Here is a 22,278-nt window from a genome sequence, read left to right as displayed (position 1 = left end):
GGCCGCGACATCTCTATGGATTGCCGTTTTCCAGAAGATGCGTACCAATCAGGTCCAGCAATAATCCGATTTTTTCCAGAAAGCTATTTATGCGCCTTATTATGGTTTTCCTTCTGGGCCTGCTTGTTACGGGCTGTAGTCCTATGAGCAAACGTATAGGAACAGTGCTGGTCAAAACCGACGCAAACGGCAAAATGGCGTCCGTGTCCATGCGAGATTCGACGGGCAATCCCAAAGCCGATGCACGATACATGCAGTTTGCGCGAACGACATTCGCTTCTGAGAAGCCGCATGCAAAACCGAACACCGGATATACCTACCGGGTCTACGGAGATCCCAAGCTCACGTCAGGAAATATTATAGTAGGGCGCCGCTTAGACGGCGGATAAAGACCCACGCCACGCCGGAGAGCACCGTTGCCTTCTCCCCGTAGAAGAGCGCAATGATGCTTTCGTCGAGCGCGTCAACCTCTCTGGTCATCATTCGATTGCGCATCTGCTTGCCGGTCGCGAGGAACGCCACATTTCGGGCATGACATCCGCCCTGCTTCCGGTTTAAAACAAGAAGGACTTCCAATTCGGAGGCTCCTCCATTCAAACCAGCGACTTGATGCGTAACATCAGGTGCCGATTCCGTGGGAGCATGACTTTGGCCTCGGCCACGCCGGAAACTGCAGATCAGAAGACGCCGAAACTGAGGGCGGATGCCCGCCGCAATCGCGACAAGCTGATAGAGATCGCCGCCCAGGCATTTGCCGACAATGGTGTCGAGACGTCGCTGGAAGACATAGCGCGCAAGGCCGGTGTCGGCATCGGCACGCTTTACCGCCATTTCCCGACACGCGAGCATCTGGTCGAAGTGGTCTATCGGCGTGAACTGCAGAATCTGGCAGATGCCGCCGATGAACTCTCCCGCACCGAAGCGGCCGATGTCGCGCTCGAACAGTGGATGCGCCGTTTCGTCAGCTACATGGCGACCAAGCGCGGCATGGCGAGCAGCCTGAAGATCATCGCCAGCTCCAACTCGGCCATGTTTGCCGAAGGGTTCGGACGTATCCGCTCATCCTTCGACAAGCTCCTGACGGAGGCGCAGGACCAGAACCTCATCCGCAAGGATATCGGCCAGTCCGACCTGATGCATGCCATGTCCAGCATCTATTCGATCCCCGACACACCTGAATGGCGCGACAGCGCCAATCGCCTGATCGGTCTCCTGATGGATGGACTGCGCGTCAAGCCCTGAGGCTCATGCGAAAACGGCCCGGAAAAACCGGGCCGTTTGCTGATCGGAGATAGTCAGGCCATTACTCGGCCGCGACTTCCTTGTAATCCCGGTAGTAGGACAGATAATTGCCGCGCAGACGCTCCGGCGCACCCGGATCTGCATATTTGTGCAGTTCGGAAAGATCCGTCTTGTTGAGGATGACGCCGATCGTCTTGGCGGCGATCTGCGGCTCGGACTGAAGCACGCTCTGTACCGCCTTGGCCGGTGTCGCACCCCATTCGGTTACGAAGACGAAGGCATCCGCATAGGGTTCGAACGCCTTGGCGTCGATGACCGGGATGAGCGGCGCAAGGTCGACGACGATCACGTCGAAGGTTTCCTTGATGCTTTCCAGGAACTGGCTCATGCCGGTGGAAGCAAGCAACTCGCTCGTATGGGTGACCTGACGGCCGCGCGTCGTCATCGGCAGGATGGTGAGGCGCGAACGGCGGTCCACACGGGCGACACTCGTCCACGACGTCTTGTTGAGGATAACATCGACGAGACCGACTTCCGGTTCGCTTGCCAGCATCTTGGAAAGGCCCGGATTGCGAAGGTCGGCGTCGATGACGAGCGTACGCGAACCGCTGGAGGAAATCAGACCGGCAAGATTGGCCGCCACAGTCGATTTGCCCTCGCCGGGAAGGCAGGAAACGACACCGATGACGGCGCATTTCTTGCCCTGCAGCACGATATCACAGGCGAGCTTGGTGTTGCGCAGTGTTTCAGCAAACTGCGAACGCGGCGCTTCGACCGCAACACGCATCATGCGGCGGAACGAGATCGGATCGCCCACCGGCTGATTGGCGGCATCGCCTTGTTCCGGCGCAGCATTCGGCTTCGGCGCATCTTCACGCGCTGCACCGGCAATCCGCGGCAGATAACCAAGGAAACGCATGCCGAGTTTCTGCTGCACGTCATCGCCGGTGCGGAAGAACCGTTCGCGCAGTTCAAGTACGGCAGCCGCGGCACAGCCGATCAGCAGACCGAGAACGACCGACAGCGCCATGGTCAACGTCTTGCGCGGGCTGGACGGCGAGGTCGGAACACCGGCATCGGAAATCACACGAGCCTTGGCGATCGGCAGGGACTGCAGCTGCGACGCCTGTTCGAAACGCTGCAGATAGGATTCATACAGCGTCCTGAGAGCGGAGGCTTTCTGTTCCAGTTCCTGCAACTGCACCATGTTTACGTTCGCATCGGCATTGCTGCCGGCAACACGCTGGATGTTTTCCCGCATCGACTCCACGCGCGATTGCGATACGTCCAACTCGTTCTTGAAGCTACCGGTCAGCTGCTGCAATTCGCGGAACATCTGGTTGGTGATGTCCTGCTTTTCAGCCTTCATCGCGATCGCCTGCGGATGATCTGCACCGAACTGCTGGATGATCGACTGTTCGCGGTCGTTGATGCCGATATAGCGCTTGCGCAGATCCTGCATCACGGTGTTGTCGGTATCGCGGTTGGAGACGACGGCATTCGCCACTGCCCCTTCCGGCCCCTTGTCGATGATCGCCTTGTACTGGTTGTAGCGGGCGGCGGCGGTCGCCGCATCCGCCTGGGCCACGATCAGCTGGCTGTTGAGGTCGGAAAGCTGCTGCGCCGACAGAAGTTCGCCGCGCGGAGAGATAAGGCCCTTGTCGCGCTTGTATTGCTGCACGGCGAGCGATGCCTGCTGCGAGCGCGTATTGAGATCGTTCAGCCGCTCCTGCAGCCAGATGCTGGCCCGTTCGGTCGCGTCGAAATTGGCGTTCAGCTGTTCCGTCAGATAGGATTCGGCATAGGTCTTGGTGATCATGGTGGAAAGCTGCGGATCCGGCGAACGGACAGACAGGGCGACGACCGAGCTGCGGCCGGTGCGCTCCACAGTCAACCATTGCTGGATGATCGCTGCAGCCTTTTCACGGCGACCGGCCGCGATCTGCGCTTCCGTAGCCGGCGGTTTATCCGTTGCAAAGATCGACGTGACGCTGCGGATCATGCCCTTGACCAGATCGACCGGCGATTTCGGCGGATCGACGATCAGGTCGACATCCGCAAGCTTCGCCTTGTCGACGACGCTCAGCGCCAGTTCCTTGGATTTCAGAATTTCGACGGCACTCGACATGCGGTTGTCGAGCATCTGCGAAGACTGGCTGTCCGATGCGCTCTCTTCCGCATAACGAGAAAGGTTGTCGTCCATCAGGATCTGCGTCATCGCCGTATACATCGGCTGCGCGAAAACCAGATAGAGGCCGGCCAGCACGACCATGGCTCCGACACAGGCGCCAATCACTCCCAGCCGGCGCATGGCTGCAGACCACAGCTTATCGAGATCGATGAACGTGTCGTGGTCTTTCTGTTCTGGGGGAAAGATCGTCATCGGTCGAAAGTTTGCCTGATCCATTGTTTCATCCGCTCTTGGGAAAGTAGTGCAGGAAAGGCGAATGTCTCGCCTTCCCTGTAATGATAATGCGTTAAGCCGCGCGGACCTTGGTGGCATGCGCGTCGAGCAGTTCCTGGATCGTCACCGCCAGATCGCCGCTCATGTCGGCACGCATCATCGCGAAGGCGACATTCGCCTCGATGAAGCCGCGCTTGGATCCGCAGTCGAACGTACGTCCCTGGTAAGGATGCGCATGGAACGGCTGAACCTTCAACAGTTTCTGCATGCTGTCGGTCAGCTGGATCTCGTTGCCGGCACCACGTTCCTGGCTTTCAAGAAGCTCGAAGATCTGCGGCTGCAGAATATAACGACCATTGAGGTAATAGTTCGACGGTGCGTCGGCCGGCTTCGGTTTTTCCACCATGCCGGTGACCTGGAAACCGTGACGAACGTCCTGGCCGATAGCCACGACGCCATAGCTCGACGTTTCTTCCGGCGCGCACTGCTCGACCGCAAACACATTGCCGCCGACTTCCTCGTAGAGATCCATCAGGCCGGACATGCAGCCGCGAGAACCATAGGAGACCATGTCGGGCAAAAGCAGCGCGAACGGTTCGTCGCCCACCAGTTCACGGGCGCACCATACGGCATGGCCGAGGCCGAGCGGAACCTGCTGGCGCGTGTAGCTGACGGTACCGGCAAGCGGCAGCATCTTTTCCAGCTGCGCCACCTGCACAGTCTTGCCGGAACGGGTCAGGCTGGCGATCAATTCGGGATTGCTGTCGAAATAGTCTTCGATGGCGGTCTTGTTACGGCTGGTGACGAAAATGATGTTTTCGATACCGGCCTGCATGGCTTCGTCGACGGCATATTGCACGACAGGACGATCGACGATCGTCAGCATTTCCTTCGGCATGGCTTTCGTTGCCGGCAGAAACCGGGTTCCGTTGCCTGCGACGGGGATAACCGCCTTCCGAACTGGTCTTTTCAAATCCATTCCCTAGTCCTTTCCAGGGGGCATACACGCCCGATTGACAGGATGTCAGTTGACACCGGCCGCTTTCACGAACCGGCGCATGCGAACGGCGATGGGCATCCGGAAGTGCTTGAGCGCTCCCGGTGCCTGCATCGCAGTTTTGAGGAACCCGCCGAGCGACTTGCGCTTCACTTCGTCGACGAGTGTGAGAAACGAGCGGGCTTCGACGATGCTGTGCGTACGACGACGCTGCGCCGCCATTTCAGCCTGGCCCAGCGGAAAGCGCGCCATGAACCGGCTGTCGCCTTCCAGCATGTCATCGAGATGCTGATGTTTCAGCACGCGGGAAATCGATCCCTGCCGCAGATAATAGACATAACCCGGGTTCGGATCGATCGCGCAGCGCGCGCCGCTGGCCAGAACCGAGGCGAACAGGATGTAATCCTCGCCGATCCGAAGCGCCTCATCGAACCAGAGATCGTTGCGGGCCAGAAATTCGCGATCGAAGATCGGCTTCATGTAACCGTAGTTGAAGGTTGTCTTGAAGATCAGGTTGGAATCGATGAATTCTGCAAGCGTGATCTCCCGTTTCTGCTGGAGAAAGCGTTTGTCGAACATCGTCTTCGCAGATCCGCCTTCCAGCGGCACGACATCGACATTGTCGACCACGATCGGTGCATCGAGCGTCTTGGCTCTCTGCAGCATCGATAACGAGCGTTCCGGATAGACCGCATCGTCGGAATCCAGCGTCGCGACGAAACGGCCGGCTGCCGCCGCGATCCCGGTATTGCGCGCCCTGCCCGGCCCGCCATTCTGCGGCTGACGGATCAGCCGGACGCGGGGATCGGTATAGCTTTCGGCAATCTCTACCGTCTCGTCGGTCGAACAGTCATCGACGACGATGACCTCGACGGTCACGCCGACTTGCCCAAGCGCGCTGTCAATGGCGCGCGCCAGCGTCTCCTCCGCGTTATAGGCGGCGATGATGAAACTGATATCGGGTATCGCGTTGTCGATACTCATGCAGCCTCCGCTGCGCCATACTGGCGGATTTCACGAACGCCGAGCATGCCCATGACGGCGCCGGCATGCAGCGCGCCACGCAGGGCATATCGATTGCGCTTCACAGGCATGAGCGTGAAGGCTGCGGCGATAGCGCCACAATAACCGGCCTTTGTGGCGGCGATGAGAGCCTTGGGAAGACGTTTGATGCCGCCATTCTTGGCAGCGACGATGCGACCATGGGTCTGGCCCGAACGGAAGCGCCGCTTGGCAAGCCACAGAAAACTCGCCCGGCTTTGCGGAACCGGCTCCAGCACCAGCGCATCCTCGGCAAATTCGATCCGACCGCCGCTTTCCGTCAGCTGCGAGAAGAAGTGCGTATCCTCACCGCCGCTTTGGCCAAGCGCAAGCGCGAACCGTCGGCCGATGACAAGCGGAGAGCGCATGTCGAGCAGCGTATTACAGGTATAACCGGTGATGATCCGGCCATCGACCCAGACAGGCATGGTCGAGTGGAAATCGCCGCTGCGCATCCATGCGGCGCTGTCGTCACCGTACAGCGCGCGCACCGGACCGAGCACGGCCTCACTACCCGTCTGGCGCGCCTTGTCGTAAAGGGCTGCCAGCCATTCCGGCGTCGCCGTCTCGTCGTCGTCGATGAACGCGAGAAAATCCGCATCGGCCGAGGTCAGGCAGGCATTGCGGGCAATCGAGATATTCGACTTCGGGCAATGCACATAGAGAATCGGGAACGGAGAGCGCTCACGCAAACTGTCCACCAGATCGGCAGCACTCGGAACGGCATCATTGTCGGCCACGATCAGACGCACCGAAGCACCTTCGGGCACGGTCAGATTGAACAGCGATTCAAGCGTCTCCCTCAGCGCCGGGCGCCGATAGGTGCAGATGCCGATGTCGATGTCGATGTCGATGCTTGCCACGGTGAGATCCGTCGTCATGCGACCTTCTTTCGTCGAATACGAAGCAATTCCATCCAGAACCCGGCCGACCATGCCAGATGCATGATCATTGCCGGAATGGTGGCAAAAAGCGCGATCGAGTTCCTTTGACCAATCGCCATATAGGCACCGTAGGCGAGGCAGGCAGCCATCCAGACGGCAACCGGCACCGCGGCCCACCAGTGCAGCAAAGCCAGCACCCCACCAGCCACAACCGGCGCGACCGCAAGTGGAATGGCCTGGCGGATTTTTGGAATGGAGCGATGCTTGAGAAGGTTCTTCGCCCTGCCCCGGCCATAACCGAGATATTGGCGGAACAATGCCGAGGCGCTGGAGCGCGGGTAATACGTCATGAAGGTCTCGCCCGTCATCCAGATGCGGAAACCGGCATTTCTGAGCCGGAAATCCAGCTCGGCATCCTCGTTATGGCTGAAGCTCTCGTCGTAACCACCCACCTTACGATAGGCTGCGATCCGCATCAGCGCGTGGTGACCGTGATCGACCCATTCGCCGCCACCGCCGGCCCGATGCTTGGAGCCGCCATTGCCGAGCTTGGAGTTCTGGGCGATCGCCGCTGCCTGCTGGAAGGCGCCGAAGCCAACCGTTTCCATGCCGACCACGACGGAATCCGCCTGATGCTCGACAGCCTCCTCGATCAGTGCCTGGCAATAATTGTCCGGGTAGTCGCCATGGGCATCGATGCGGATCAGATAATCGCGACCTTCGCCGAACTGCTGGATCGCAAGGTTCATCGCAGCGCTCTGGATCCGCTTGGGATTGTCGAGAAGCACGAGATCGGAGATTTCTCCGATCATACGGCGCACGATATCCGGCGTGCCGTCGCGGCTGCCGCCATCGGCAACGACGATCAGCATGTCGGTATCGCCCCGCTGAAGCGAAAACTTGCGCAAAAGCGGTTCGATCGTCTTTGCCTCATTGAGGCAGGGGATGACGAGAAGAACACGCGGATTGCGCTGAAGATCGGGGTTCTGGTTCGACACGTCGGAACCGGGAATGCTACTCATGACCATATTCCACCTCACGACTGCATGGTTGACGCAGCCTGCATTTCAGCAGGTGAGCGTAAATCTGGTTTTAACGATGCAAGTTTTGCAACCAGCGACCGGCAATCTGCCGGCCCGGTAATCCATTGACCGCGTTCGACGGCAGCGATCCGGGCGAAATGTTCGCCGTAGACTTCCGCTGTCATCCCGTCGAAAAGGGCTTCCAGCGCCTCCGGCGTTGCCTTGTCGATCGTCACGCCGATATCGCGGCGGGCGAGGAAATGCCCGGTCTCGGTCGATTTGAGCGCGATCGGCACGGCGCCATAAAGCCCGCCTTCGTAAAGGCGGTTCGGGAGCAGCCATTCGGAATTCTGGCCTTCCTCGAAGAAATCGATAGCCCAGTTGAACTGCACCTCGTCATAGATGCGGGCGAGATCCTCAGGGTTCTGATAGGCACCGTGAAAGGTGACATGCGGAGCATCGGTGACGATCCGGTCGAAATCGTTAAACTCGCTATAGGCCGGACGGCCGCGCAGCACGATTTCCACCTTGCCGTCCATGCGGCGGGCGAAATCCGTCAGGATCGCCAGCGACTTGGCGCAACGGATCGCCCCGAACCAACCGATCCGCCAGGGCTGACCAGGTTCCGGCGGCCGTGGTGCAGGCTGGACAGGCAAGGCATCCGGGTCGAGCGAGAGGACCTTGTTCTCAAGGAGCAGCACCGGCAGCGAAAGCCCGGATTTCGGCTTGAAGAAATTCTCGACGAAAGCCGGCGAACTGGTGATCAGCAGTTTTGCCCGGCTGCCGAAATGGCGCTGGAATGCGCGTGTCAGACGGCCTTTCCAGCCATTGTCGAGCAGCAGGCGGTGAATATCGAGGCATTCGTAGACGACCGGAATATTCTGGTCGAAAACCCCTGCGGCCCGCCCCGACAGCGCCAGCGTCTCCAGATTGCGGGCAATGATGACATCCGGCCGCGCAACACCTGCAAGCCTGCTTTTCAGCCCGAAGCTCGCCTTGACGATGGCGCCGATCCGCTGGGCGAATTTCCCGTCCGAGGTCTCACCCAGCACGATCGTGCGAACATCAGGCTCGCCCTCCAGCAGGTTCCGCCCTCTGGTAAACCCCGCAACCGTCACGTCTGCTCCCCCGGCCTTCAGGGTCAGTACGCGCCGCCGGATCGCCGCATCGGCGAGATCATGGGCGAGGTAGAGAACGTGTATGCTCAAACGGGCATGCTCCTGTGCTGAAAAATTCGACGCAATATGAAAAACGACGAAATGGCTGGACTGCGGATACGGTTAATCGAGATTGCAGGCGACGGATTCGGGGAACTGGCACGCGTCCCCCGGAGCTGTGAAGGAAACCCGGTCGATCACCATGGATGCCTGCCCCTGATAGGAAAAGCGGCCCATCCAGTCCTTCAGGGTGTCGGTACCCCACAGACTGAGCATGATCTTCTGGTCATTGGTCGGAATTTTCGACGGGTCCGTCACTTCGTGAACGAGCTTGCCGTTGACGAAATAACGCAACCGGTCCTTTTCCCAGACGAAAGCGTAATCGTTGAAACCCTGGTCGGCACCGCCATCGACCGGAACGAGCTTTTCGTTGCCGCCCTTGCCGTTGATATACTGGTTGACCTGGACCTGATTGGTGTTCTTGCCGAGCACCTCGAAGTCGATCTCGTCCCAGGGCTTCTTGTCGGTTGGGCCGATATAGGTGAAGAACGCGGAGTTAAGGCCTGAACCCGTCGCCGCCTTCATCCGCACTTCATAGGTGCCGTAAAGGTATCGCGACTTGGTCTGCACCTCGCCGCAAATGAATTTCCGGTCTTTCGACTGGCCTTCGGAAAAGTTCAGCGTCAGCGTGCCATTGGCGGTATCGATCTGCTTCTTCGACCAGGTGCAGTTCTGGTGCGAGCCATTGGCCCAGCCATCCGCGACATACCAGAAGGACCGGTCGAAACTGTCAAAATTCTCGACGAACGACTTGTTGTTCAAAGTACCCTGCGCCGAAGCCGGCATGGCGACGGAGAGAATGGAAAGGCCCAGAGTGGAGATGGCGGCCGCGATTTTGATGGCGATGGTCGTCATGGTTTCACCTGCGCTGCTGTGAGAGTTTCGGCTCCATCGGGTGCGAAGACCCGACGGAACGGCTCGAAGTCGCTTTCGCGAGTTTTTCCTTGCGACCGCGGCTGCCGGTCAAAAGCTGGTAGACCGGCGGCAAGACTCGCATGATGACGGCGTTGCTGATCACCAGCATGACAAGCGCTGTAACAACCGAGCCGAAATAGAAGACCGGATAGGCTTCTGGAGTTCCCACACGATTCCAGACCATCCAAAGCATTACCAGCAGCGGATAGTGGGCACAGAAGACCCAGAAGCTCAGGCTGCCGGTCGCAGCCAATCTTTTGCCAAGCCGCGTCTCGATCACGATTGCAGAGATCATCCAGACGCCGAGAGGGCCGACGATCGACAGGATGTTGCGGGCAAGATCGACGCTCCAGGGGTAAGCGGGCAGGCTGAGATAGATCGCCAGCGACAACGCAAAGGCTGCAAAAAGTGTGGCGATCGAACCCGGCCATGCGAAACGGTCCAGCGCCTTGAGATCGGCGCCACGCAACCCGAGGAACATGCCGAGCGCGAAACTGAACAGGATCGAACGCTTGACGACGATGGCAAAGCTCAGGTCCGGGATAACGGCGAGCACGAAAAGAATGGCGAGCGTCGGCCAGGCCGCGCGGCGCAGAAGGAACAGAAGGACCGGCGACAACAGGATGCAGACGAACAGATCGCGCAGGAAATAGAGCGGCACATTGGCCGGCAGTCCCTCAAGCGCAAAGGCATATGTCAGCATCTCGCGGAACGATGCCGTGATATCGGGGAAATAGCCGACACCGACGTCGGCACGCTGCAGGCCGAGGATTGCGACGAACAGGCCGAGGTTCCAGATCAGGAACGGCACGAGCACCGTCATCGTCTTGGACCGGACGACCTTGCCGTAATCGAAGGAAGCCGCGCCTTTGCGCAGCAGAAGATAACCCGAGATCATGCTGAGGCACGGCACGCCGATACGGAACAGGCTATCGCCAAGAAACACACTCAGCCAGTTGAACCAGCCGGTCTCGGTTATAACGGCGTCGGCAGCCGGATCATGAGGCACATGCACGAAGACAATGCCGCAGATCAGCAGGATACGCATCAAATTGATACGGGTGGATATGTTCTGATCAACAGTCAAACCAGTCACCCTTTTTGGGCAGCGCCTCCCGTCACCACCATTTCAATCAGAGCAGACTTGAGCCCGCGTGAGAGAGAAGCATCACGTGAAGTTTGGAGCAAAATGTGGCATTGCAGCAAAAATGACAGGTGCGAAATCTAGTAATGGGGGGCGTCCGGCGTTCGTTCATTGGCATTTATCAGGCCGGAAGCGCTGGCAGGCAGGGGATCTACACTGATAGCTAATATTAGAATGCTGCATTGCAACAGAAATTAAAATCGAAAAAACAATCACATTTTCTCGCGTGATCGTGCTTGGACCGTGAAGTGTCGGCATCAACCATGGCAAATCGAGGCGAAAATGTGGCAAAGATGGGGCCGAATCACCGAAGCGCCACATACGGCGGAAACCGCTTGTCTTGAAGCGCTTTGAGCACCTGCAAAGGCATCATCGCCCGAAAACGCGATAAAAAAACGCGGCCAAGCGTGTTCCACCCGGCCGCGTTGACAAGAATATTTAGTGCTTCGTTTACCGTCTTGGCAAACGCTTCGCCGTTAGATGGCCGTCGCGCGGCTGAGGGCGGTGCGCTGATCCAGAACGTTCAGCGCTTCGTCGATATTCGCCACCAGTGCCGCGCGGTCGCCATTGGCGGTCTGCCATGCATCGATGAACGTGCTGGTCTTGCCGTAGCTGTTGTCGAGCACACAATGGTCCGCATCGAGAAGCAGGCTCATGATATGGCCGTGCATGCGGTCGGTGATGACCTGCCGTGCCGAGCTGAGAAGCCTTACGCCGCGATCGAAGCGCTGCTGCGCCCGCTCACGATAGGCCAGTTCCGTCATCTTCGCCCGGCCGCCGACATCACCGCGCAGCAGTCCCTTGATGATCGCGATGCGCTTGGTGCGTTTCTGAAACTCGGCTTCCTCGTGTTCCGGCCAATCGGCCACGATGACATTCGGACGCGCAGTGGCACGCGACGTGTCATGCGCAGCGCCGACTTCCTGGTCGGCCCGCAGATTGAGCAGCAGGTCGTGGCTTGGCGCGAGGCGCTTTACCGGACCAATCCAGAAAGCCATGTCCGGGCAAAGGCGGACTTCGCACTGGAACCATTTCTTGGCGAATTCAAAGCTCTTCTTGTCGCGCACGAGCAGCTTGTAATTGCCGTGCTTTTCGATCGCGCGTGCGGTGCTGTCGACATTTTCCTGGCTCTTGAAATGGATCGTCTGCGGCATCTGGATGACCGGACGTCCCGGATATTTCCCCAGAATATGCTCGCGGAATTCGCGGAAACCCGGCCAGATGTCGCCGAAATTGCCGCCGCCATGCAGCAGGATCTGGCCATCGCCGATAGCCGACAACATCCGGTCGTCGCTGTGGGTGGGGATTTCGCTGACGAAGCTGGGCTTCGATTTCACCCGGTCGAAATAGGCGAGTTCACCGAGCCAGATGGCGCTGTCACCGATATTGTAGTGGTTCGGGAAGTCCAGCAACGCGTAACGCCCGGACAGATCGACCAGATCGGCGAGGTTATCGTGGATAACGCCCTGAAGCCTCTTGATGGTGGCAGCGCTTGTTTCCTGCATGGGATCTCCTTGACGTAAACTTCGTGAATTCGAACTGGGTCTATCTTTGCGCCAGCAGCCTGAAGCGTGCCGGCAGCATGGACATGATCATGGCGAGATAGGGCCGGATCATTTTAAAGGCGAAAATGAGCATGAATGCGGCATAGATGACGCCACCGAGCGCGATGCAGAGGCCGGTGCCGAGCCATGCAGGCGTCACCACCGCAAGGATCACCGGTTTGGCGAACCAGACGCAGACGGCCATGATCAGCGAGCCGATGAACGGCATAGCGATCGCCTTCAGCGTGCCGAGCGAATCGATATCGGCATAACGCTTCAGCACATATTGCTGGTACGGCATGGTAAGCCAAGCCCGCAGCGCATAACCGGCGGCAACCGCGATGATGCCGTAGGGCACCAGCAGCCAGGTGAGCAGTATCGTTGCTGCGAGCTGCAGTGCGGCGACCGAAAGAATGCTCTGGGCCTTGTTGACGGCGGCGAGCGCCGACGACGCAAAGACGTTCATCACGAAGGGCACGGCCATCATCACCAGCACGGTCGAGACATCGCCGGCATTGCCCCACTTGTCGCCGAACAGGAAGAGGATCAGCTGGTCCGATAGCGCGCCGAAGCCGAGCAGCAGCGGGAAAGTTCCGAGAGCCGCCAAGCCGACGATGCGGTTATAGGCGTTGCGGAAGCTGACCCGATCGTTCTGCAGCTTCGACAACGTCACCAGCGCGACGCTGCCGATCGGCGACAACACTGCCTGCGATATCAGCTCGATCAGCCGCCAGGCGATCCTGTATCGACCGACTTCGGTCGGCCCGTACCAGCGTGAGATGAAAATGTCCTGCACGCGGGCAAGCATCATCCAGAGAAGCTGGCTGACAACGAGGCTGATGCTGAACACGAAGATCGACCGGAAAATGGTGACGTTGAACCGCAGCTTCGGGATCCAGCGATAGGAAAGCCAGCCGAGGACGACGATAACAACGGCATTGACCGCGGTCTGCGCCACCAGCGACCAGACGCCCCAGCCGAGAAATGCCGCGGCAACCGCCGTCGCACCCGACAGAAGGCTGGCGGCAATGCTCTGGGCCGCAAGGCTCTTGTGGCCGAATTCGCGCGCCAACCGGGCATTGTGGATGACCGCAAGCGACGAAAGCGGCAGAAGCGGCGCCAGCCATTTGAGAATTTCGGCGACATTCGGATCGCGGACGAACTCTCCATAGGCGGGAGCGGCGAAGAAGATGACCAGTGCGACCGATACGCTGAAGCCGAGCGAGGCCCAGAACGCGGTATCGGCCAATTCCTCGTTGAGATCCAGCTGGCGGGTCACGGCGTCGCCGAGCCCGGCATAGGCAAGCACCCTGCCGATTTCGACGAACAGGCTGGCGAGCGCGAATGTACCAAAATCCGCCGGTCCCAATATGCGGGCCAGCACGACGAAGATGATGAACGTCGCGACCGTGCTCCACCCGACGCGGACGATCGACCACAGGATCGACGTTGCGGTTTTTTTCTTCAGGTCGCCACGATCGACGGCACTCGCATCCATGAACAATCCAATCGATTAGCAGGCGGCACCAGGCCGCCCCATATGCGTCTTGGCCCGCATGGTGGACCGTTGCCGTGCTGTTATGATGAAGCCTGACGCGTGCCCTGGCTGCGCCAGTAAGCCCAAAGTCCGGCCATATTCTGGCGAACGGTGTTTCGGTAGGTCAGCCCCAGCGCACCATCGAGATTGCGGCCACCGAAGAATTCCTTGAACGCCTGACGAATGTCCCAGCGCAGCATGCCGCGCAGGTTCGAATCCCGGACGAACATGTATTTCGCGTAGAGCGCGCCGTTGCCGTAGGAATATCCGTCGAACAGCCGCTGTACCTGATCCATGCTGCGCCGGCCGTGGAAATGCTTGACGACGAGATGCGGCGTGTATTCCACCTTGAAACCTGCCCGGAACGCCCGGTGGATGTAATCCGTGTCCTCGCCGGATCGGAAGGTGGCGCCGGCACCGAAGCGGGTATCGAAAAGACCGACCGCATCCGCAAGCGCCTTGGGAAAGGTCATGTTGCATCCGTGGATAAAGCCGCCCGGATGATTGTAATGGTTCATCACCGCATGTTCGGTATCGGTCTTGATCGTGATCGGCAGATCACGCTCGTCGCCGAGATCGATGCGGCCGCCACGCATGACGCGCGCCGTATCCTCGGCAAAAAGACGGGCGACGGTGACGAAATAATCCGGAGAAATCTCGCAGTCGTCATCGGTAAACGCGAGGATACGTCCGCGGGCATTCTGGATGCCGGTATTTCGGGCATGCGACAGGCCCGGACGGCTTTCGAAGATCAGCGTCGTGGCGATCGGCGCGGTTGCGCTCCACCTGGAGACGACATCGGATGTCCCGTCGGTCGATCCGTTATCGACGAAGATGAACTCGAGCTTGAGTTCACTCGCCTGCAGGGCAGCAACGGCAATGGCCTGCAAACAGCTATCGAGCCCGGAGGCCCGATTACGCGAAGAAATGATGAGGCTAATATCGGCAACCTCGGACGTCATCCTGTCCCCTTCAACCATTAAGCGCCCTTCAACCATGAAGCGAAAGACATGGCTCGCCGCCACCTCTTACCAAAAGCCATTTTGCACTGCAACAAATCACGAAACCAATGAGGGATGCAATTGGGGTATTTTCATGATTGTTGCTCACAGTTAGGGCACCATCGGTGTTTGAACATCACCAGCGGCAAATATTTTGCATAGCCTCATTTCTTGTCGGAAAAATGATAGCTGATCGCCAAAAACCTTAATTTTCAGGGGAAAAGCACGGCTTTTCGGCAAATGTTGTGCCGCAAGCCGAGGACAAAACAGGCTTCGAACTCACCGTTTTGCCGTATTCACCCTTCTAAAATTGGTGCAGCGCCCAACATTAACATCGCGCATTTGCGCCCATGCATCCACGACCGGGACATTGCGTTTGCGACATCGAACGTGTCGCTTTGAGCATCGATCCGGTCGAAAACTTTGAAGCCGAGCACGAATCGCCGGATCTGCAGACAGATATGCGTCCTTCGGGACGCAGCCGCTACCGCCCCCTCAGTCGTGTGTTCCGCGCCGGGCAACCAGTCCGATCTCAACACGATGAAATGCTCCTCCTGCCCTCTCGCCAAGAAAGATGGACAACCGCCCAGCGCCCTTTCCAAAACTGCTAAGGAATCAACAAATATGGCTTGTTTCACCGTTGTAATTCCGTTCTTCCAACGGAAAAAAGGAATTTTGTCCCGCGCGTTGAAATCGATATTCGCGCAAACCTATCAGGACTTCGACATCGTTATCGTCGATGACCAGTCTCCATTTCCCTCCGAGACGGAACTGCGCGACATCCCCGCAGAATGGAAAACCAGGATCCGCGTGATCCGGCAGGAAAACGGCGGGCCGGGCGCTGCCCGCAACACCGGGCTCGACAACGTTCCATCCGAGACCCGCTTCGTCGCCCTGCTCGATTCCGACGACATGTGGCGGACCGACCATCTGAAAAACGCGCATGAGTTCATGACCCGCTTCGACGCTGATTGCTATTGGGCATCGATGCAGGAGAGCGAAGAGTTCTATTATCATTTCGGCATGGCCAAGCTGGCCGAGACCGAAGACGGCAAGACGCTGGTAGAAGACCCTCTCGTGCTCGAAATTCCCAACCTCGCCAGCGTCATGCTGAAGGATTGGGCCTTCCTGCACCTGAGCTGCATGGTGATCTCGCGGCCGATATTCGAGACGGTGAGGTTCGATCCCGTCTTGCGGCTTGCAGCGGAAGACGTGCTGTTTTTTGCCGATTGCCTTCTGAAATCAAAGCGTACAGTGCTGTGCGACACGCCCGGCGCGGCCCGTGGCATGGGCGTCAACATTTTTCACGGCATCGACAACGAGTCGCCGGAATTTCTGCAGCAGCAGTTCAACACTCTGGTTGCGCTGGACACGCTCGAGACGCGCTTCGAGGACAGGCCTGACGATGTCGCCTCGATCACATCCTACAAGAACATGGCAAGACACCAGGCTTTGTGGAGCCAGGCAGGGCGACTGAAGCGTCGCCAGTCACCGGAATTCGGCATGCTGGCACGCTGGGTCATCCGCGATCCGGCAATCCTTGGCGCAGCCATGCGGCTTGGCGCCAGCAAACTCGACCGCCGTCGCGGATAGTCCGAAGACACATCATTTCACGAGAATGAAACTATTAGGCGGGAGATATTTCACCCGCCTGCCATCATGGTTGGCCTGCGACAGGCACACCGGCCAGCAGATAACGCGGCGTCGTCGGCAGCGAAGCGGCCGACGTGTTCTTGTTGCGACGAAGAGCATCGTATTTATCGAAGAAGATACCGGTCGCCACGGCCGGAAGAGCATCCGGGCGCGACAGCAGATGTTTGATCGCCACGCCGTTGCCGGACTGCCGTTTCACATCGAGGAACTCGCGCAATTCGTAGCGTGCCTTGATGTGATCCCGGTGGTGCGTGATGAGAGCGCGTGCGTCCGAAGGCAGTGCCATCACCGCAAGAATGGCATTGTCGGCCTCATAAAGCCGCCTCAGGTCTTCGGTCCGGTGCCGGCTGCTAAGCGAATCGCCACGCACGACGGCGCCATAACCACAATGCTCGATCACCTTGTATCGGGCGCCCAGGGCAAGGGCGCGCACATAAAAATCGTAGTCCTCGCCAAGCCGCAACTGTTCGTCATATCGAAGCGCGTGCGCCTCGATAAAGGTGCGACGCATGACCGGTTTCAAAAAGCCCGTCTCGCCCCTCGGCTTGCCGCGCTGGGAAATATTACCCTCGACGAATTGGACGAGCGACAGCGCGCGCGCCCGCGACTGAAACCGTGCCGGCGCCGAAAGCGCCGCTGGGTCCGCTACGAAAGCGATATTGTCGGCGATGAAATCCCAGCCGCTTTCGGCAAGCATGGGGGCAAAACGCCCCGGGAAGAAGAAGTCGTCCGCATCGAGAATGGCGATCAGTGGCGCGCTGGATTGGGCAATCGCCGCGTTTCTTGCCGCCGAAGGCCCCTGATTCTTCTCGAACGAAATGATCTTCAGGCGCCCACTTCCGTCATCGGCCGCCAGCGCCGCATGGTCGGTACCATCACTGGAGCCGTCATCGACGACGACGACCTCAGATACAACGGCCTCGCGAAGAGCCGAAGCCACCGCCAGACCGATCGTATCGGAAGCGTTCTTCGCTGCGATGATTACGCAGATCGTTTCATCAACGGCTTCCGCCATAAGTTTCTCCATCGTCCGTCTCGTCGCTTACAGGCGCAGACTAAGAACTTAGGAAAATGGCAGCGATGTGAAAGAGCTAATTTTATGTTCGGGACAAATCCTGATAAAAGCTCAGTGATCCTGGATGTGCACGCGAGCCGGCGCTTCGGCAGTCAAATTGTCGCGGACGCCAGCATCCGCTCTCGACTTTGCCGTAACGCCGTCGCTGGAGCGGGCCGAATCCATCTGCGCCTTCTCGCGCCGCACCAGGTAAACGATCCCGATGAAATAACCGATCTGAAGTATTACCGCGCAGAGAATAGTTTCGCCGAGAGCCATCCAGAAGGAACCTGACATGACATACGCGGCGATGGCAAACACGGCGAGAGTGCCAATCATGCTCACGAATACACGCGGTGCGTACATCATCATTCCTCCCGAGGGACTTTTCTTATGAGTTTTTAAATTTCAACAGTCCTCTCTCGTGCCCTGTACATTACGGTGCAACGAGAGAGTTTTCAAGATTTTCGCGCGGTCAAGGATTTTGGCCAGTGAATCTTTGGTAAGATTCCGTCAAAGGCCCAAGACGCGCCTTTCAACCGGTTCAACACCCCGTTACCACATGTCTACACCACATTTTCGCCACATTTAAGCCTGATTTGCCGCCAGTTGGAACAAACGGGTGCCGCCGGCTACCAGGAGCCCGCCCTATCCGTTCAATTATTGTTACAAAGGTCACCGGGCGCGATCATGCGCCTTTTGCGCTGCAGCATTGTATTGCGGTGCAGCAGGCCTAGGCCTTTGGTCCTAAGGACAAGCTACTTTGGGCCTGAACCTCAAGAAGCGGCGACTGATCCGACCGCTGAAAAACACTCGTAATACATCCGCATCAAGTTTCGATTACGATTAATAGTCGAGATCGATTCAAGTTTACAGGCCTGCGGTAGTATTTGTGTAAGGCTTTATATTTACCATCACGACCTGCAGCTGTGACCGCCCTCGCCTTCCGGCCTCCATTCGGCCCCTCCGGTCACCACCGCAGAAATTTTTGTCTGGCATCAAATTACGAACACAGACTTATTATCACATAATAGCTCGATGAAGCGCCGCTTAAGGCACCGACTATCGCAAAACCTAAATGGAGTCTCCTCTATGAAGTCAGCGACACGTTCGGCAGATACGCCGCTATCAGACCTGGACTATGCCGCCATGACACTCCCGATCGGCGGCCTGGTCAAAAGAACGTTCGACTTTACCGCAGCAGGCCTTGCCCTGATCGTTTTCAGCCCGCTGTTTCTAATGATCATGGCTTTGGTCAAACTGACCGACAAGGGCCCGGCCTTTTATGGGCACGGCCGTATCGGCCACAGGGGCCGTACATTCAAATGCCTCAAGTTCCGCACCATGGCGGTCAATGGGGATGAACTGCTTCGCAAGTACCTGCGGGAAAATCCCGAGGCCGCGGAAGAGTGGCGGCAGACCCGCAAGCTCCGCGACGATCCCCGCGTCACTGCGGTTGGTCGTGTGCTGCGCAAGCTGAGCCTCGACGAACTGCCCCAGCTGCTCAACATCCTTCGGGGTGAAATGAGTGTGGTTGGTCCGCGTCCTGTCGTCGATGACGAGTTGAAGGTCTACGACAGCTCCGCTGTCTATTACCTCCAGACACGCCCTGGCCTGACCGGTCTGTGGCAGATCAGCGGACGCAATGATGTCTCCTACGAGACCCGCATCGCGTTCGACACGCACTATGTGCAGAACTGGTCGCTTGTTCAGGACGTCTCGATCATCCTGAGGACGATCCCTGCCGTCTGCATGGCACGCGGCAGCTACTGACAGCCCATCTGGCCGCGCCGCATACCTCCCGCCGGCGCGGAACATCAAGATGACATACGAAACATACGAGAACCTAGGAGATCTGATGGGTATCCGAATGGTCTTTTCGCGACGCTTCCCGACGCTGGCAATGGCGGCGGGAACAATGGTTTTGTCGCTGACCACATCCGCAGGCGCTCAGAGCGCCGCCCAGCCCCAATCGCCGGCTTCCCAGTCTCAGGCACCTCAGGCTCAGGCCCCACAGGCGCAAGCCCCACAGGCTCAGGCAAAGTCGGCCAAGCCCGCACAGGCGGCAGCGCCGGCCACTGCAAAGAGCCAGGAAGGTTCCTATCGCCTGGGCGTTATGGACAAGCTGCGCATCCGCGTCGCGGAATGGCAGCCCGCCGATGGCAGCATCCGCAACTGGGACGCCGTCAGCGGTGACTACACGGTCGGCCCATCGGGTTCGCTATCGCTTCCGTTCATCGGCGACCTCGATGCCGCCGGCAAGACGACGGCGGATGTCGGCAAGGCGATCGGCGAAAAGCTGCAGAGCGAATTCGCCCTGCGCAATCTTCCCTCCGCCTCGGTGGAAGTCGCCGAGTTCCGGCCGCTCTTCCTCGCCGGCGATGTCGAGAAGCCGGGCGAGTACCCCTATTCCCCCAATCTGACAGTGTTGAAGGCTGTCAGCCTTGCAGGCGGCCTCAAACGCGCCGATGCAGGCCAGCGGTTCGCCCGTGATTTCATCAGGGCAAGGGGCGATGCGCAGGTCAGCGGTTCGGAACGCGGCCGGCTGATTGCCCGCAGAACCCGGCTGATTGCGGAAATCGCCAACGCCAAGGAACTGGCAATGCCGCCCGAGCTGAAGGACGTTGCGAACGCCAAGGAACTGATGGCCAGCGAAGCCTCGCTGATGAAGTCCCGGCGCGAGCGCTATGAGCTTCAGTTGAAGGCACTGGCCGATCTCAAGACCCTGCTGGACACTGAAGTCCAGTCTCTTGGCCGCAAATCCGTGACACAGCAGCGACAGCTTGCGCTTTACAACGACGACCGCGACCGCATGGCAAAACTGAGCGAGCAGGGTCTTGCGACATCGAGCCGGCGTCTTTCGGCGGAAGAGCGTGCAGCGGATCTGGAATCCAACATGTTGGATACCGACACGGCATCGCTGCGGGCCAGGCAGGATATCAACAAGGCGAACCAGGACGAGATCAACCTTCGCAACGACTGGGATGCCCAGCGCGCGCAGGAGCTGCAGGACACCGAAGCTCAGCTGGAAAAGCTCGGCCTCGAACTGTCCACCAGCCGCGAACTGATGTCGGAAGCACTGGCACAATCGGCCGAAGCCCTGAAGTTCGATCCGTCCAACAAGGACGCGACGATCAAATACGTCATCGTCCGGGATGCCGGCGATGGTCCCAAGCAGCTCACCGTCGATGAAAACGCCATGCTTCGGCCCGGCGACGTGATCAAGGTATCATCAGACCTTCTGATGCAGTGATAGGTGGCGAATGAAGATCGCTCGGTCGATGTTGGTCGACCCTGACAGGAACCAGGCTTATGGGATAGCGGCAGTGACGCTATCCTTCTTCGTCTTCGCCTATTCCAGCCGCTTCGGGCAGGTCTCGATCCTTGCCTATTATGCTGTCTGGTTTCCGCTGATCCTGGTCGACTACAAGCGGGTGCTGGGGAATTATTTCAGGTATCTTTGGATCCTGGCCTTTCCCCTGCTCTGCTTCCTGTCGGCCTTCTGGTCGCCGGCACCCGGCGTTTCGCTGCGAACCGCCATCCAGCTGCTGACCCATGTCATGTGCGCGCTGATTGCCATGCGCACGATCAGCGTATTGACCTTCACCCGCGGCGCGATCATCGGCACTGTCGTGGTGATGCTCTATTCGATCGCTTTCGGCAGCTACAGCTACGATGCGATGGACGGCAGCTACAGCTTCGTCGGCTCGTTCTCGTCGAAGAACCAGCTCGGGCTTTACGCTTCGCTCGGTCTCGTATTCTCGATCCTCTATGCCATCGTCTTCCGGCGTCGGGACCTGTGGCTCGTAGGGGCAGCAGCCGCCACGCTTCTCTGCGCCTATTGCCTGATGGCGTCCCAGTCCGCCACGTCCGTCATCACCACGGCCGGGCTTATCGCTGCCTGCGTCGCGTATCTCCCCTTCGGCCTGCTGGCGCCCGGCGCCCGCAAGCTTCTGTTCGTCGGCATCGTCGTGGTCGGATTGGCCATAGTCGTCGCGGGTCTGCAGATGGGCGCGGTCGATGCGATCCTCGGCCTCTTCGGCAAGGACTCGACGCTGACCGGCAGAACCTATCTCTGGCAACAGGGCATCGAAGCCGCAGGCCTCAATCCCATCCTCGGCATGGGCTACCAGGGTTTCTGGGTACAGGGCTTTGCCAAGCCGGAGCAGCTCTGGGACGAGTTCTTCATCGCAACCCGCAGCGGTTTCCATTTCCACAACACCTACATTGAGGTGGCGGTGGAGAATGGCTTTGTCGGGCTGGCGATCCTCGTCTTCCTCTTGCTGAAAAACGTATTCGGCCATCTTGGCGCCATGCTGAACCGGCGCAACGATCCGTCATCCATCGTGCTGTTCGCCGTCAGCCTGTTGCTGCTGATGCGCTCCTTCGTAGAAATCGACGTGATCTTCCCCTACCAGATCGGCTCGTTCATGATGTTCTACGCGGCCGGCAAGCTGACACTGCCGCGGCGCGCGGCCGCTCCCCGGCAATCCAGGTTCGGCCATCCCCCGCTACACGCCTGACCATCGCGCTCAGATACCCCCGTTTCAAACGCGAAAGACCCGGAGCCGAAGCTCCGGGTCGTTTTCAATCGGATAAAGGCGAGGCCTTAAGCCTCGCCAT

At 58.9% G+C, this 22,278-nt stretch carries 19 protein-coding genes; 5 read left to right on the top strand and 14 right to left on the bottom strand.

The features are described from left to right. Positions 1–357: 357 nt before the first annotated feature. Positions 358–576, bottom strand: a complete 219-nt coding sequence (locus FHP24_RS22695; protein ID WP_139678512.1) for a hypothetical protein — start codon at positions 574–576, stop codon at positions 358–360. 72 nt (positions 577–648) lie between these two features. Here FHP24_RS22695 and FHP24_RS22690 point away from each other — a divergent pair, with 72 nt between their 5' ends. Then, positions 649–1,242, top strand: a complete 594-nt coding sequence (locus FHP24_RS22690; protein ID WP_394344662.1) for a TetR/AcrR family transcriptional regulator — start codon at positions 649–651, stop codon at positions 1,240–1,242. Between the two features lie 61 nt (positions 1,243–1,303). Here the strand turns inward: FHP24_RS22690 and FHP24_RS22685 are convergent, their stop codons facing one another. The 11 genes from FHP24_RS22685 to FHP24_RS22640 all read right to left on the bottom strand — a co-directional run bounded on the left by FHP24_RS22685 (position 1,304) and on the right by FHP24_RS22640 (position 14,909). Then, the gene (locus FHP24_RS22685) at positions 1,304–3,649 is read right to left on the bottom strand and encodes a polysaccharide biosynthesis tyrosine autokinase (RefSeq protein ID WP_139678510.1); all 2,346 of its coding nucleotides are present in this window, start codon (positions 3,647–3,649) and stop codon (positions 1,304–1,306) included. A gap of 70 nt (positions 3,650–3,719) precedes the next feature. Then, on the bottom strand, positions 3,720–4,625 hold the full coding sequence (locus FHP24_RS22680; protein WP_139678509.1) for a UTP--glucose-1-phosphate uridylyltransferase: 906 nt from the start codon (positions 4,623–4,625) through the stop codon (positions 3,720–3,722). Between the two features lie 45 nt (positions 4,626–4,670). Then, complete coding sequence (locus FHP24_RS22675; RefSeq protein WP_139678508.1) at positions 4,671–5,627, bottom strand: glycosyltransferase family 2 protein; 957 nt, start codon at positions 5,625–5,627, stop codon at positions 4,671–4,673. Further along, a complete protein-coding gene (locus FHP24_RS22670) occupies positions 5,624–6,565 on the bottom strand; it encodes a glycosyltransferase family 2 protein (RefSeq protein WP_139678507.1) in 942 nt (313 codons plus the stop codon). The genes FHP24_RS22675 and FHP24_RS22670 overlap by 4 nt, the downstream gene beginning before the upstream one ends. Beyond that, entirely contained in the window at positions 6,562–7,590 is a 1,029-nt protein-coding gene (locus tag FHP24_RS28825; protein WP_180356097.1) for a glycosyltransferase family 2 protein, read from the bottom strand. The genes FHP24_RS22670 and FHP24_RS28825 overlap by 4 nt, the downstream gene beginning before the upstream one ends. Before the next feature lie 14 nt (positions 7,591–7,604). Continuing rightward, complete coding sequence (locus FHP24_RS28820; RefSeq protein ID WP_180356096.1) at positions 7,605–8,798, bottom strand: glycosyltransferase; 1,194 nt, start codon at positions 8,796–8,798, stop codon at positions 7,605–7,607. A 72-nt stretch (positions 8,799–8,870) separates the two neighbouring features. After that, positions 8,871–9,662 (bottom strand): endo-1,3-1,4-beta-glycanase ExoK, encoded by a 792-nt coding sequence (exoK, locus tag FHP24_RS22660; RefSeq protein WP_139678506.1) that lies wholly within the window; start codon positions 9,660–9,662, stop codon positions 8,871–8,873. A gap of 4 nt (positions 9,663–9,666) precedes the next feature. Continuing rightward, a complete protein-coding gene (locus FHP24_RS22655; protein ID WP_394344659.1) occupies positions 9,667–10,818 on the bottom strand; it encodes an acyltransferase family protein in 1,152 nt (383 codons plus the stop codon). A gap of 524 nt (positions 10,819–11,342) precedes the next feature. Beyond that, on the bottom strand, positions 11,343–12,371 hold the full coding sequence (locus FHP24_RS22650) for a polysaccharide pyruvyl transferase family protein (RefSeq protein ID WP_139678504.1): 1,029 nt from the start codon (positions 12,369–12,371) through the stop codon (positions 11,343–11,345). Between the two features lie 40 nt (positions 12,372–12,411). Continuing rightward, complete coding sequence (locus FHP24_RS22645) at positions 12,412–13,908, bottom strand: lipopolysaccharide biosynthesis protein (RefSeq protein WP_139678503.1); 1,497 nt, start codon at positions 13,906–13,908, stop codon at positions 12,412–12,414. 80 nt (positions 13,909–13,988) lie between these two features. Then, a complete protein-coding gene (locus FHP24_RS22640) occupies positions 13,989–14,909 on the bottom strand; it encodes a glycosyltransferase family 2 protein (protein ID WP_139678502.1) in 921 nt (306 codons plus the stop codon). Positions 14,910–15,572: 663 nt separating this feature from the next. Between FHP24_RS22640 and FHP24_RS22635 the strand changes: the two genes are divergently transcribed. Continuing rightward, positions 15,573–16,541, top strand: coding sequence for a glycosyltransferase family A protein (locus FHP24_RS22635; protein ID WP_139678501.1), 969 nt, complete (start codon positions 15,573–15,575; stop codon positions 16,539–16,541). Positions 16,542–16,605: 64 nt separating this feature from the next. Here the strand turns inward: FHP24_RS22635 and FHP24_RS22630 are convergent, their stop codons facing one another. Both FHP24_RS22630 and FHP24_RS22625 read right to left on the bottom strand, forming a co-directional pair. Next, entirely contained in the window at positions 16,606–17,616 is a 1,011-nt protein-coding gene (locus FHP24_RS22630) for a glycosyltransferase family 2 protein (protein ID WP_139678500.1), read from the bottom strand. A gap of 111 nt (positions 17,617–17,727) precedes the next feature. Continuing rightward, positions 17,728–18,024: an exopolysaccharide production repressor protein gene (locus tag FHP24_RS22625; protein ID WP_246091902.1), complete on the bottom strand. Its 297-nt coding sequence runs from the start codon at positions 18,022–18,024 to the stop codon at positions 17,728–17,730. A gap of 723 nt (positions 18,025–18,747) precedes the next feature. Here FHP24_RS22625 and FHP24_RS22620 point away from each other — a divergent pair. The 3 genes from FHP24_RS22620 to FHP24_RS22610 all read left to right on the top strand — a co-directional run bounded on the left by FHP24_RS22620 (position 18,748) and on the right by FHP24_RS22610 (position 22,178). Next, positions 18,748–19,428 carry a sugar transferase gene (locus FHP24_RS22620; protein ID WP_139678499.1) on the top strand — a complete coding sequence of 227 codons (681 nt, stop codon included), beginning with the start codon at positions 18,748–18,750 and terminating at the stop codon, positions 19,426–19,428. A gap of 85 nt (positions 19,429–19,513) precedes the next feature. After that, positions 19,514–20,908 carry a polysaccharide biosynthesis/export family protein gene (locus FHP24_RS22615; RefSeq protein ID WP_246091901.1) on the top strand — a complete coding sequence of 465 codons (1,395 nt, stop codon included), beginning with the start codon at positions 19,514–19,516 and terminating at the stop codon, positions 20,906–20,908. 10 nt (positions 20,909–20,918) lie between these two features. Beyond that, positions 20,919–22,178 (top strand): O-antigen ligase family protein, encoded by a 1,260-nt coding sequence (locus FHP24_RS22610; RefSeq protein ID WP_139678498.1) that lies wholly within the window; start codon positions 20,919–20,921, stop codon positions 22,176–22,178. Positions 22,179–22,278 lie beyond the last annotated feature (100 nt).

The sequence above is a fragment of the Aliirhizobium smilacinae genome (assembly GCF_006335145.1).
Lineage (GTDB): Bacteria > Pseudomonadota > Alphaproteobacteria > Rhizobiales > Rhizobiaceae > Neorhizobium > Neorhizobium smilacinae.
Note: the sequence above shows the minus strand (reverse complement) of the source record. Positions and strands in the feature narration are given on the sequence as shown.